Below are 11695 nucleotides of genomic sequence, written 5' to 3' on the forward strand. Positions count from 1 at the left end.
GTGCCGGGGCGCCCTGGGGAAGCGGTCGATAGTGCCGCGTGGTCGTTTCAAGGAGACAGTCGATGCGCCATATTCCGTGCCTGTTGGGCCTGCTGGCCCTCGCCGCGTGTCAGCAGAGCACGCCACAGACGGATGCCGCGCCGCAGCAGGAGGTCGCCGAGCAGACCGATACGCCCAACCCGACCGAATCGCCGATCGACCCCGATCCCAACAATCCGCTGATCGGTGACTGGAAGCTGGATGACGGGCTCGCCTGTATCTACAACCGGCTGACCTTCACCGAGGACATGCGCGTGATGCACCGCACCGGCTCGGCCGCTCAGGACATTCCGACGCCGGTCGATTCCTACAAGGTCGCGGGCGGCAAGGTTCAGGTCAATGTGGTCGGCGAGGACAATCCCGTCTCCTACGTGATTTTCGATCCCTCGCACATCGGCGACGGCACCGAGGCCTGCCGGTTCCACAAGGTGAGCGCGGTGGCGGCCCCGCCGGCGAATTGACGCCGGCGTCCTAGACCCGGCCGAACAGCCGCCACCACCAGGGCGCGGGGCCGGCGCGGGCGGTGACGACCATCCCCTTGCGCACGCCCACCGGCCAGCTTCGCAGGCGTTGCTTGACGCACGGCCCCGCCACGCAGACGCCGTCCTCCACGCGGAACAGCGCGCCATGCCATGTGCAGGCGACCAGCAGGCCGGTCGAGACGGCGTGGACCGTGTATCCGTCCGGCCGCGCGGCGAGCGGCACGCCGGCGTGCGGGCACAGATCGACATAGCCGGTCACGCTGTCGCCGCTGCGCACCACGAAGCCGTCGAACCGGCCGCCCTTCAAGTCCAGCCGGAACCCGCGCGCGGCGCCATCGGCGATGTCGGCGAGCGCGCTCAGCCTCAGTCCCGGCGGCGTGGCGTAGAGGCGGGTGTCGGCTGGCATGGGATATCCTCGCGAAAGCGGGGCCTTATCCTTTATAAACCGGTGCGATGCTATCGGCGCGGCGACACTGGGGAAATGCGGGGGAGTGGCGCGCGGTGAGGCAATTTTCGGCATCGGAATCCGGCGGGCAAGGCGCTATGCGCACTGCGATGAAACGCCCCGCCCTGTCGATCGTGATCCCCTGCTACAACGAGGCCGCCTGTCTCGACCAGCTCCATGCGCGCGTCTCCGCCGCCGCGCGGGCGGCGGTGGGCGAAGACTTCGAGATCCTGTTCATCAACGACGGTTCGAAGGACGAGAGCTGGCCGGTGATGCAGCGGCTCGCCGCCGCCGACCCGCATCTCGTCGCGATCAACCTGTCGCGCAACCACGGCCACCAGCTCGCGCTCACCGCCGGGCTCGATCTGTGCGCGGGCGAGCAGATCCTCATCATCGACGCCGATCTGCAAGACCCGCCCGAACTGCTCACCGATATGCGCAGGGTGATGACCGAGCAGCAAGCCGATGTCGTCTATGCGGTGCGGCGCAAGCGCGCGGGCGAATCGCTGTTCAAGAAGGCGACGGCGGCGGCATTCTACCGGCTGCTCGACCGCGTCACCGACACCGCGATCCCGCTCGATACCGGCGATTTCCGGCTGATGAGCCGACGCGCGCTCGACGCGTTCCTGGCGCTGCCCGAACAGGCGCGCTTCATTCGCGGGATGGTCGCGTGGGTCGGCTTCCGGCAGGTGCCGTTCGCCTATGACCGGCATGAGCGGTTCGCGGGCGAGACCAATTATCCGCTCGGCAAGATGATCCGTCTCGCGCTCGACGCGGTAACGGGCTTCTCGACCGCGCCGCTGCGGCTCGCCAGCCATGCCGGGCTGGTGCTGACCGGGCTGTCGCTGCTGCTGTTCGTCTATATCGCGGTCGGCTTCTTCACCGGCTCGGCGGTGGCGGGATGGACCTCGACGATGCTGGTGGTGGTGCTGCTCGGCGCGGTGCAGATGTTCGTGCTCGGCATGATCGGCGAATATCTCGGGCGGCTGTATGTCGAATCGAAGCGGCGGCCGCTGTATCTTGTCGCCGATGTCGCCGGCCCGGTGCGGGGCCACGCGACCTTGGGGTTCAGCGCGGTGCCGGCGGCTGAGGTTTCGGGCGAGGCTGCAGCGGACGCCTGATCCCAACGCGTTCGTGCCGAGCGACGTCGAGGCACCTGCGCTTGGGGCACGCCCCTCGACTTCGCTCGGGACGAACGGTGTTGGGGGAAAATGGCTAAGCCGTGACCTTCGCCAGCAGCGCCGCCGCCGCCGCCGTTTCGGCCTCCTGCTTCGATCCGCCTTCAGCCTGCACCTCGGCGAAGCTGCCGAGCGCGGCCTTGACGATGAAGCGGGGCGCGTGGTGCGGGCCGGAGCGGTCGATCACCTCGTAGCTCGGTGCCTTGCGGTTGTGCGCGGCGGCCCATTCCTGGAGCGCGGACTTGGGGTGCTGCGGCGCCGCCGTCGCGCGTGTGGGGCGGTCGCCCCAAGCCCTGCGGATCGCGGTGCGCGCGGCTTCGAGACCCGCTTCGAGATACAGCGCGCCGATCAGCGCCTCCATCACGTCGCCGAGCACATTGTCGCTGTCCGAGGCGCCGTCGTCGCGGGCCTGCTTGCCGAGGCGTAGGTGCGCGGGCACGCCGAGCGCGCGCGCGACATCCGCGCAGGCGGCGCCCGTCACCAGCGTGTTGAGCCGCCGCGACAGCGCGCCTTCGGGCTCCTTGGGGTAGAGCGCGTAGAGCCATTCGGCCATGACGAGGCCGAGCACGCGGTCGCCGAGGAATTCCAGCCGCTCGTAATTCGCCGCCGCCTGGCTGCCGTGGGTCAGCGCGCGCTCAAAGGTGGCGAGATCGACCGGCGCGTGGCCGAGAATCTCGGTGAGCCATGCCGCGAGCGCGTCGCCGCTCAAAAGCCTGCCCCGATGCGGCTCCACCGCGCGGCGGTGAACCAGGTCCAGGGCAGCAGCCAGTTGGCCGAGCCGTCGGTCGACCAGAAGCCGACCACCGCCTTGCCCTCGATCCGTTCGAGCGGGACATAGCCCATGCCGCTGCTTTCGCCCGGCAGCGCGTCGGCGGGTGCGGGGAAGCGGCTGTCGGAACTGTTGTCCCGGTTGTCGCCCATCACGAAGACATGGCCGGCGGGGACATTATAGACCTTGGTGTCGTCGCGGTCGGGCATCTCGCCCTTGTCGAGCACGTCGTAGCTCTTGCCGTTCGGCAGCGTCTCGCGGAACTGCATGTAGCGGCAGACCGGCTTGCCCCCGGCATCGACATCCTGGAACTGGGTTTCGCACGCATCGGTGCCGTAATTGGGGCTGAGCGGCAGCAGGAAATCGCCGATGCGCTGCTTCGGGACGGGCACGCCGTTGAGGATCACCTGGCCGTGGCGAACCTGGATCGTGTCACCGGGCAGGCCGATCACGCGCTTGATGACGTCGACATCGTCACCCGGCGGCCCGCGAAACACGACCACGTCGCCGCGCGCCGGATCGCGCCCGAAGATGCGCCCCGGAATCAGCGGCCAGCCCCACGGCAGCGACCAGCGCGAATAGCCGTAGTTCCACTTGGAGATGAACAGATAGTCGCCGATCAGCAGGCGCGGCATCATCGACTCGCTCGGGATGCTGAACGGCGCGAAGACGAAGCTGCGGAACACCAGCACGACGACCGCCAGCTTGAGCAGGAAGCTGAGCGTCTCGCGCGTTTCGGACCGGGGTTTCTTCGCCCTGGCCCTGTTCTGCGCCGGAGTGGAGTCGGTATCGGACATTTTCGGGGCTTTGGGCAGGGCGGGCCGGCGCGTCAAGCTGGCGGTTGCAAAGTGGTGCGACTAGGACGATCTCACCAACCGTTCCTACCCCCAATACCGAGGTGCCCATGCCTGCCGACTGGACCGCGATCGAACAGCTCCCCGCCACCAAGCTCACCGATCTCTTCGCCGCGGACGCGGGGCGGCTCGACAGCTTCAGCCTCGATGTCGCCGGGCTGCATTTCGACTGGTCGAAGACGCATCTCACCAAGGATGCGGTCGCCGCGTTCGAGGCGCTCGCCAAGGCGCAGGATCTCGCCGGCAAGCGCGAGGCTTTGTTCGCGGGCAAGGTCATCAACACCACCGAGGGCCGTTCGGTCACGCACGTCGCCGAGCGCGGCGAGGGCGCCGAGGAGGATGTCGCCAAGGCGCAGGCGCTCCACGCCCGCATGCGCGCGCTGATCGACGCGATCGAGGGCGAGGCGCTCGGGCCGATCGAGCATATCCTGCATGTCGGCATCGGCGGGTCGGCGCTCGGCCCCGATCTGCTCGTCGATGCGCTGGGGCGCGAGTCGGGGCGCTACGACGTCGCGATCGTCTCCAACGTCGATGGCGCCGCGCTTGAGGAGGCGTTCGCCAAGTTCGATCCGACCGCGACGCTGCTGGTGGTCGCCTCCAAGACCTTCACCACCAAGGAGACCATGCTCAATGCCGAGAGCGTGCTGCAATGGATGGCCGAAGGCGGTGTCGAGGACGTGTACGGCCGGGTCGTCGCGCTGACCGCCGATCCCGACAAGGCGGTCGAGTGGGGCGTGGACGAGACCCGCGTGCTGCCGTTCGCGGAATCGGTCGGCGGGCGCTATTCCTTGTGGTCGTCGATCGGCTTTCCGGCCGCGCTCGCGCTCGGCTGGGACGAGTTCGCCGAGCTGCTCGAAGGCGCGGCCGAGATGGACCGGCATTTCAAGCTGACCGCGCTCGGCGAGAACGCGCCCGCCCTCGCCGCCTTCGCCGATCTCTATTACGCGCAGGTCCGCCACTGCGAGACGCGTGCGACCTTCGCCTATGACGAGCGGCTGCGGCTGCTGCCGTCGTACCTCCAGCAGCTCGAAATGGAATCGAACGGCAAGGGCGTGACGATCGACGGCACGCCGCTCACCCGGCCGAGCGCGCCGATCACCTGGGGCGGTGTCGGCACCGATGCGCAGCATGCGGTGTTCCAGTTGCTCCACCAGGGCACCCATCTCGTGCCGGTCGAGTTCGTCGCGGTGATCGAGCCGGGCGATACGCTGAGCGAAGACCACCACCGCCAGTTGCTGCTCAACGCGTTCGCGCAAGGCGCCGCGCTGATGGCGGGCCGCGACAATGCCGACAAGGCGCGCGCCTATTCGGGCGATCGGCCGTCCTCGACGATCCTGCTCGACACGCTCGATGCGCGCACGCTGGGCGCGCTGATCGCCTTCTACGAGCATCGCACGTTCGTCAGCGGCGTGCTGCTCGGCATCAACTCGTTCGACCAGTTCGGAGTCGAGCTCGGCAAGGAAATGGCCAAGGCGGCGGATGCGGGCGGGCAGGAGTTCGACGTCTCGACCGCAGACCTCATCAAGCGCGCGTTCGGGTGATCTCGGGGCCGGGTGGTTACCACTCGCCCTCATCCCTTTCGCCAATGGGCCACGCCTGCTGCCGTTGAACTGACGGGTATTGCATGGAATCGGGCGTCATTCGATGCTATTGTCGTGCCTGTGATGGAGGTTTCGATGCGTACCACACTCGCTCTCGACGATGATTTGGTCGCCAAGGCGCAGGCATTCACCGGCCTCAAGGAAAAGTCGGCGCTGGTGCGCGAAGCGCTGACGGCGCTGATCGAACGCGAGAGCGCCCGCCGCCTCGCGCGCCTTGGCGGGAGTGAACCTGAAGCCGTTGCAGCCCCGCGCCGCCGTGCCGAATGATTCTGGTCGATAGTTCGGTCTGGATCGATCATCTACGCGGCGGCGATGCGGCGCTGACGGCGCTGCTGGAGCGCAACGGGGTACTGGCGCATCCGTTCGTCATTGGCGAACTGGCCCTTGGGAGCCTGCGCCAACGAGAGGTGATCCTTGCCGCCTTGCAGGATCTACCCTTGGCGGTGGTGGCCGACACCGCGGAAACGATCGGCTTCATCACGCGCCATAGCCTGCATGGGCGTGGCATCGGCTATATCGACGCCCATTTGCTGGCGAGCGTGCGCTTGACGGCAGGCTCGACGCTTTGGACACGCGATAAACGCTTGCGCGCGATTGCCGCCGAACTCGGTATTGCCGCCGACCTGCCCTGAGCAGAGCGGGGTCAGAGCTAGACCCGTTCGACGCCGTTGACCGCGTCGGCGGCGCGCAGCGCGGCGATCAGGCGCATCAGATGCTGGGTATCGTGGACTTCGATATCGAAGGTGTTGGTGTGCAAACCCGTGTCGCGGTTGTCGAGCCGCATGTTGACGATATTGGCCTTTTGCGCGCCGATGATCGTCGCGATCGTGCCGAGCGCGCCGGGTTCGTTCTTCACCCCCACCGAGATTCGCGCGGTGCCGCCTTCGGTCTTGTCGCCCCAGGCGAGATCGATCCAGTCGGCATCGTCGGCGCGCGCCAGCACCGGGCAGTCGATGACATGGACCTCGATGCCCTGATCGGGCCGGCGCAGGCCGACGATGCGGTCCCCGGGAATCGGGTGGCAGCATTCGGCGAGATCATAGGCGACGCCGGGGGTGAGACCGCGGATCGAGATCGCCTTGGTCTGCGGCGGCACCTGCCGCTGGCCGCTCGCCTCGACCGAGCCGGGCATCAGCGCTTCCATCACGTCGGCATCGGGAATGCGGCGGCGCGCGATCGCCTCCATCAGCGTCGCTTCGTCGGGGAGCTTGAGCCGGGTCAGCGCGAGCTTGATCGCGTCGGCGCCGATCGGCGCGGGCAGGCGCGAGACGACCTCCTCGTAGAGCTTGCGCCCTAGCGCCTGCGTCTCGTCGCGTTCGGACTGGCGCAGGTACCGGCGGATCGCCGCGCGCGCCTTGCCGGTGATCGCGAAGTTCATCCAATTGGGCTGGGGGTGCTGCGCCTTGGAACGCAGGATCTGCACCTGGTCGCCATTCTCGATCAGCGTGCGCAGCGGCACGACGCGGCCGTTGATCTTCGCGCCGACCGCCTGATCGCCGAGATCGGTGTGGACCGCATAGGCGAAGTCGATCGGCGTCGCGCCCTTGGGCAATTGGTGCAGCTCGCCCTTGGGGGTGAAGGCGAAGATGCGATCCTGATACATCGCCATGCGGGTATGTTCGAGCAGCTCCTCGGGGCTGTCGGCGGTGTCGAGGATTTCGATGAGGTCGCGGATCCAGCTCACCTGCGTTTCGGGGCGGACCTTGTCCTGCTTGTACGCCCAGTGCGCCGCGAGCCCCAGTTCGGCCTCCTTGTGCATCTCCGGCGTGCGGATCTGGATTTCGATGCGGCGGTTCTCGGCGTGGATCACCGAGGTGTGGAGCGAGCGATAGCCGTTGCGCTTGGGGGTCGAGATGTAATCCTTGAACCGCCCCGGCACCATCGGCCAGCGCCGGTGGATCGCGCCGAGCGCCGCGTAGCATTCCTCCTCGCTCGGCACGATCGCGCGGAACGCCATGATGTCGGAGAGCTGTTCGAAGCTGATGTCGCGCTCGTTGGTCTTCTTCCAGATCGAATAGGGGTGTTTCTCGCGGCCCGTGATCTCGGCCTCGATGCCGTGGCGCGAGAGCAGCAGCTTAAGGCCCGAGCCGATCTTGGCGATGCGGTCCCCGCCGCCTTCCTGCAATTGCGCGAGCCGGCGGGTGATCGATTCATAGGCTTCGGGTTCGAGCTGCTGGAAGGCAAGCGTCTGCATCTCCTTCATGAATTCGTACATGCCGATCCGCTCGGCGAGCGGCGCGTAGATGTCGAGCGTCTCGCGCGCGATGCGGCGGCGCTTCTCGGGCTTGGCGATGAAGTGCAGCGTGCGCATGTTGTGCAGCCGGTCGGCAAGCTTGACCAGCAGCACGCGGATATCGTCCGACATGGCGAGCAGGAACTTGCGGAGGTTTTCCGCCGCGCGCTCGTTCTCGGTCTGCGCCTCGATCTTGGAGAGTTTGGTGACGCCATCGACCAGCCGCGCGACCGAGGGGCCGAAGATCTTCTCGATCTGCTCGGGCGTGGCGACGGTATCCTCGACGGTGTCGTGGAGAATCGCGGTGGCGATCGTCTCGTCGTCGAGGCGAAGGTCGGTCAGGATGCCCGCCACCTCGATCGGGTGGCTGAAATACGGGTCGCCCGATGCGCGCTTCTGCGTGCCATGCGCCTGTACCGAAAAGACATAGGCGCGGTTGAGCAACGCCTCGTCGGCGTCCGGATCGTAGCTAAGTACCCGATCGACCAGTTCATATTGTCGTAGCACGGCGGTAAGATGGGGGCGTGACGGGCGGATTGGCAACACAATCTTGATCGCGGCGATGGGCTTTTCCGGGACGGTGTGATTGTTGCCACGTTTCCGGCACGAGGAGAGGCGAAGGCGATGGCACGCGAGACCTGGTTGATCACCGGCGCATCCGCCGGATTGGGCACGCTGTTCGCCGAGCGCGCGGCGGCGGCGGGGCATGACGTGATCCTCGTCGCGCGGCGGGCGGACCGGCTCGAGGCGCTGGCGGCGCGGATCGCCGCGACCGGGGCGACGGCGAGCGTGATCGCGTGCGATCTCGGCGCGGCGGGGGCGGTCGCCGAGCTGATGCGCGAGATCGCCGCGCGCGGGCTGGTGGTGGATACGCTCATCAACAACGCCGGCTTCGGGGTGCGGGGCGCCTTCGCGCAGAGCGACGGCGCGGCGCAGACGGCGATGATCGACCTCAACTGCCGCGCGCTGGTCGAGCTTGCCCATGCGGTGCTGCCGCGCATGGTGCGGATGCGGCGTGGCGGCATCCTCAATATCGCCTCGACCGCGGCGTTTCAGCCGGGGCCGGGGATGGCGGTCTATTATGCGACCAAGGCGTTCGTGCTGAGTTTCTCCGAAGCGCTGCACGAGGAGGTGCGCGCGAGCGGCGTGCGCGTGACGGCGTTGTGCCCAGGGCCGACGCGGACCGAGTTCGCCGATATCGCCGGCATGGGTGCGAGCGCATTCTTCGAGAGGAACGCTGCCGATTCCGAGACGGTGGTGCGCGACGGCATGCGCGCGCTGGCGCGGGGGCGCGCGATCAAAGTGTCGGGCGCGATGAACGCGGCGGTGGCGGGCTCGGTCGGGTTGCTGCCGCGCGCGCTGACGCGGCGCGTCTCGGCGCGGGTGCAGAAGATGCTCGCGGGGTGACGCCTTAGAGCGGAATCATCGTTCGCTCGGGACGAGCCGGCGGGCGGCGCGCGCCCGAAGATCAAAAAAGGCGGGCGCCGGAGTGGCGCCCGCCCGCCTTTTTCGGTCGGACCCGGCGCGTTTTGCGCGCCGGGCGAGTCCTCAGTACGTGCCCGAGAAGCTGCGGTTGAGCGACCGGTCGTTGGCCGAGGTGGTGCGGTTCGCGTCGCGATCGTCGCCGTTCTCGTTGAAGAAAGCGGTGTTGCGATCCTCGTCGCGCCAATGCGCCTTGGCCTCCTCAGCGGTCTTGCGGACCCGGACCTGCTTGGCATCGACCGAATCGATCCAGCGCGAGGGGATCGAATGGTGATGGCCGCCGGCATCCGCATCGCTCTTGGTGAGGATGATGCGGTCGCCGCGCACCTTGTCGACCGTGCCGATATGCTGGCCGTCCGACCCGATCACCTCGAAATGCTCCTCGACCTTGGCGAGCGCGCCGCGCTGGGTCTGGCGCTCGTTCCGCCACGCGCCGAACTCGTTTTCGAACTTCGAACGGTTTTCGGTGCGATATTCGTGATAGTCGCGATCGAGCGCGTCGATCTGGCTGCGGCGCCACTGATGATAATCATGGTCGCGGCCATAGGACGCGCCCTGGTGCGAGTGATCGCGGCGATCGTCGTACCGCGAATCGAGCTCGCGGCGGCGCTCGGCCTCCTCGTCACCGAACCACGAGCGGACCTCGTCGCCGGCGCGATCGAAGAAGCCGCGATCCTCATAATCATAGCCTTGCGGCTGGCGGCCATAATCGCGCGCCTGGTCGCGTCCGCCGGTTTCGGTGTAGCGGCGCCCGTGGCTGCCGTAGCTGCCGCGATATTCACCGCCGCCGAAATTGCTGCGGTCACGCGCGTAGCCGCGCCCGTCGAAATCGCGGTTGCCGTCCCGGCCGCCGAAATAGCGCCCTCGCTCGCGGCCCGCATAACCGTAATCGCGGCCGCCGTAGCCATAGTCGCGGTTGCGGTCATAATCGCCGCGATCGCGATCACGGTCGAACGCGCCGGCGGCCTGATAGTCGCGCGCGCTGGAATAGGTATAGTCGCGGCCCGAGCCATAGTCGCGGCCCTGGATGTCCGGGTCCGGGCTATGGCTATAGGTGCCGGGGTCGTTCTGGGGATAACGGTCGTAAGGCATGATGGCGTCCTCCTGAGACGGTCGTGCTGCGACCGGCGGCGGCATTCGCGCCTGCCTGTCGGTTGCCTGCAAAGAAGGGATGAACGCGGCGATTGTTCCGACGCGCCGGCCGCCGGGTGTCGCGTGCCGCCGCAGCGCAGGCGCGGCTCATCGCAGCGCCACAGGTGGTCTCACGTCGATGAAAATTTGCGCTGGCGGGCGTTGCATCGCCGAAAAAGCGCGGCTACAGGCGTGGTCCCGCATCCACGGCGTGGCACGGGGCTGTAGCTCAGATGGGAGAGCGCTGCAATCGCACTGCAGAGGTCAGGGGTTCGATTCCCCTCAGCTCCACCAGCCGCCGGGCGGCTGATGGCAAGGCCGCGGGGCGCGGCCGAACGGGAAGGTCAGCGGTCCACCGTCACGTTTTGATCGGTCTTTTCGGGCCGGGCGGCCGAGCGTCGCGCGGCAAGCGCGGCGTTGTTGGCGAGCGCCTGTTCGTTACAATGCTGCTCCCACGCGCGACGCGCGGCTGCGTCGCGACGGCGCAGATATATGGCATAGGCCACGAAGGCGATCACGAAGGCCGCGACCGCACACACCAGAAAGACCGCCACCCCTAGCTCCTATATCGCGAAACGCGCAACCGAACGGTTTGTCGCGCCCCCCGCACGACTCAACCCATCCGGAATGGACCTATACGGGGCGGGCGGGGGGTTGCCAATGGCGCGGGCGGGTGTGGAAACGTTTTTGATTGGGCGATTACGGCCGCATCATCCAGGTATTATGCAGGTGTAATCAACCCGTCAGCGCGAGGTCCATATCGGCGAGCGCGTGCCCGAGCAGCGCGCGCATCGCCGCGCGCGCGCCCGGTGCGTCGCCCGCCGCGATCGCCCGCATCACGGCTTCGTGATCGACGATCGGATCGCGCGGCAGGCGCTGCTTGCGGTGCTTGAAGGTGGTGGTCCAACTCACCGCCGCGCCGACCGATCCCGCCAGGCTGGCGAGCGCGGCATTGTGCGCGGCGGCGAGGATCGCGTGGTGGAAGCGCTGGTCGGCGGCGCGGCCGGCGGGGGTGGAGAGGCGGTGCGCGCGCATCTGATCGAGCGCGGCGGCCAGCTCGGCGAGGTGCGCGTCGGTGCGGCGTGTGGCGGCGAGTTCGGCGGCGGCGGGTTCGATGATGCCGCGCAGTTCGAACAGATCGCGGACGAATTGGGGATCGGGCTCGTCGCTGAACATCCAGGCGAGCAGATCGGGATCGAGCAGGTTCCAGCGCGCGCGCGGCGTGACGCGGGTGCCCGCCTTGGGGCGGCTCTCGATCAGCCCCTTGGCGGCGAGGATACGCACCGCCTCGCGGTAGGCGGTGCGCGAGACGTGGAGCCGCCCGGCGCTTTCGATCTCGCCCTCGAACAGCGTGCCGGGCGGGTGCCGCCCGTTGAGGATGGCGATGCCGAGATCCCGGGCGATCGTCTGGTGGATGCGGAGCGGCGATTTGGGCGCGCCCGGTTCGTTCCCCGTGTCGTGATCCAAGCGCGCCTCCCCAA

13 protein-coding genes and 1 tRNA gene are annotated in these 11695 nt (G+C 67.9%); 7 read left to right on the forward strand and 7 right to left on the reverse strand.

What is annotated here, in order from left to right:
• The first annotated feature begins 62 nt into the window (after positions 1–62).
• Entirely contained in the window at positions 63–500 is a 438-nt protein-coding gene (locus BLS81_RS15520; protein WP_143023372.1) for a hypothetical protein, read from the forward strand.
• A gap of 10 nt (positions 501–510) precedes the next feature.
• On the opposite strand, the gene BLS81_RS15525 is transcribed toward BLS81_RS15520, so the two are convergent.
• Positions 511–927 carry a Rieske (2Fe-2S) protein gene (locus BLS81_RS15525; RefSeq protein ID WP_093225228.1) on the reverse strand — a complete coding sequence of 139 codons (417 nt, stop codon included), beginning with the start codon at positions 925–927 and terminating at the stop codon, positions 511–513.
• A 149-nt stretch (positions 928–1076) separates the two neighbouring features.
• Here BLS81_RS15525 and BLS81_RS15530 point away from each other — a divergent pair, with 149 nt between their 5' ends.
• Positions 1077–2087 (forward strand): glycosyltransferase family 2 protein, encoded by a 1011-nt coding sequence (locus BLS81_RS15530; RefSeq protein ID WP_093225482.1) that lies wholly within the window; start codon positions 1077–1079, stop codon positions 2085–2087.
• A gap of 94 nt (positions 2088–2181) precedes the next feature.
• On the opposite strand, the gene rnc is transcribed toward BLS81_RS15530, so the two are convergent.
• Together rnc and lepB are read right to left on the reverse strand one after the other, a co-directional pair.
• Positions 2182–2853 (reverse strand): ribonuclease III, encoded by a 672-nt coding sequence (rnc, locus tag BLS81_RS15535; RefSeq protein WP_093225230.1) that lies wholly within the window; start codon positions 2851–2853, stop codon positions 2182–2184.
• Positions 2850–3710 carry a signal peptidase I gene (gene lepB, locus BLS81_RS15540; protein ID WP_093225231.1) on the reverse strand — a complete coding sequence of 287 codons (861 nt, stop codon included), beginning with the start codon at positions 3708–3710 and terminating at the stop codon, positions 2850–2852. The genes rnc and lepB overlap by 4 nt, the downstream gene beginning before the upstream one ends.
• Before the next feature lie 107 nt (positions 3711–3817).
• Here lepB and pgi point away from each other — a divergent pair, with 107 nt between their 5' ends.
• The 3 genes from pgi (at position 3818) to BLS81_RS15555 (ending at position 6000) form a co-directional block, all read left to right on the forward strand.
• Entirely contained in the window at positions 3818–5308 is a 1491-nt protein-coding gene (gene pgi / locus BLS81_RS15545) for a glucose-6-phosphate isomerase (protein ID WP_093225233.1), read from the forward strand.
• A 135-nt stretch (positions 5309–5443) separates the two neighbouring features.
• Positions 5444–5635, forward strand: coding sequence for a type II toxin-antitoxin system VapB family antitoxin (locus tag BLS81_RS15550; RefSeq protein ID WP_093225483.1), 192 nt, complete (start codon positions 5444–5446; stop codon positions 5633–5635).
• Positions 5632–6000 (forward strand): type II toxin-antitoxin system VapC family toxin, encoded by a 369-nt coding sequence (locus BLS81_RS15555; RefSeq protein ID WP_093225234.1) that lies wholly within the window; start codon positions 5632–5634, stop codon positions 5998–6000. The genes BLS81_RS15550 and BLS81_RS15555 overlap by 4 nt, the downstream gene beginning before the upstream one ends.
• 17 nt (positions 6001–6017) lie before the next feature.
• Here the strand turns inward: BLS81_RS15555 and BLS81_RS15560 are convergent, their stop codons facing one another.
• Entirely contained in the window at positions 6018–8108 is a 2091-nt protein-coding gene (locus tag BLS81_RS15560; protein WP_093225236.1) for a RelA/SpoT family protein, read from the reverse strand.
• A 117-nt stretch (positions 8109–8225) separates the two neighbouring features.
• Between BLS81_RS15560 and BLS81_RS15565 the strand changes: the two genes are divergently transcribed.
• Positions 8226–9008, forward strand: coding sequence for an SDR family NAD(P)-dependent oxidoreductase (locus BLS81_RS15565; protein WP_093225237.1), 783 nt, complete (start codon positions 8226–8228; stop codon positions 9006–9008).
• Positions 9009–9149: 141 nt separating this feature from the next.
• Here the strand turns inward: BLS81_RS15565 and BLS81_RS15570 are convergent, their stop codons facing one another.
• On the reverse strand, positions 9150–10175 hold the full coding sequence (locus BLS81_RS15570) for a DUF2171 domain-containing protein (RefSeq protein WP_093225239.1): 1026 nt from the start codon (positions 10173–10175) through the stop codon (positions 9150–9152).
• Between the two features lie 257 nt (positions 10176–10432).
• Here BLS81_RS15570 and BLS81_RS15575 point away from each other — a divergent pair.
• A tRNA-Ala gene (locus BLS81_RS15575) sits at positions 10433–10508 on the forward strand.
• 50 nt (positions 10509–10558) lie between these two features.
• On the opposite strand, the gene BLS81_RS15580 is transcribed toward BLS81_RS15575, so the two are convergent.
• Positions 10559–10768, reverse strand: a complete 210-nt coding sequence (locus BLS81_RS15580; protein WP_093225240.1) for a hypothetical protein — start codon at positions 10766–10768, stop codon at positions 10559–10561.
• A 181-nt stretch (positions 10769–10949) separates the two neighbouring features.
• Entirely contained in the window at positions 10950–11681 is a 732-nt protein-coding gene (locus BLS81_RS15585) for a FadR/GntR family transcriptional regulator (RefSeq protein WP_256326281.1), read from the reverse strand.
• Between the last annotated feature and the right edge of the window lie 14 nt (positions 11682–11695).

Origin of the sequence: Sphingomonas sp. NFR15, from assembly GCF_900103265.1 — a bacterium.
Classification (GTDB): domain Bacteria; phylum Pseudomonadota; class Alphaproteobacteria; order Sphingomonadales; family Sphingomonadaceae; genus Sphingomonas; species Sphingomonas pollutisoli.

Coding starts and splice junctions, on each gene's coding strand:
- BLS81_RS15520 (WP_143023372.1), top strand. CDS start 63: ATGCGCCATATTCCGTGCCTGTTGGGCCTGCTGGCCCTCGCCGCGTGT.
- BLS81_RS15525 (WP_093225228.1), bottom strand. CDS start 927: ATGCCAGCCGACACCCGCCTCTACGCCACGCCGCCGGGACTGAGGCTG.
- BLS81_RS15530 (WP_093225482.1), top strand. CDS start 1,077: ATGAAACGCCCCGCCCTGTCGATCGTGATCCCCTGCTACAACGAGGCC.
- lepB (WP_093225231.1), bottom strand. CDS start 3,710: ATGTCCGATACCGACTCCACTCCGGCGCAGAACAGGGCCAGGGCGAAG.
- pgi (WP_093225233.1), top strand. CDS start 3,818: ATGCCTGCCGACTGGACCGCGATCGAACAGCTCCCCGCCACCAAGCTC.
- BLS81_RS15550 (WP_093225483.1), top strand. CDS start 5,444: ATGCGTACCACACTCGCTCTCGACGATGATTTGGTCGCCAAGGCGCAG.
- BLS81_RS15555 (WP_093225234.1), top strand. CDS start 5,632: ATGATTCTGGTCGATAGTTCGGTCTGGATCGATCATCTACGCGGCGGC.
- BLS81_RS15565 (WP_093225237.1), top strand. CDS start 8,226: ATGGCACGCGAGACCTGGTTGATCACCGGCGCATCCGCCGGATTGGGC.
- BLS81_RS15570 (WP_093225239.1), bottom strand. CDS start 10,175: ATGCCTTACGACCGTTATCCCCAGAACGACCCCGGCACCTATAGCCAT.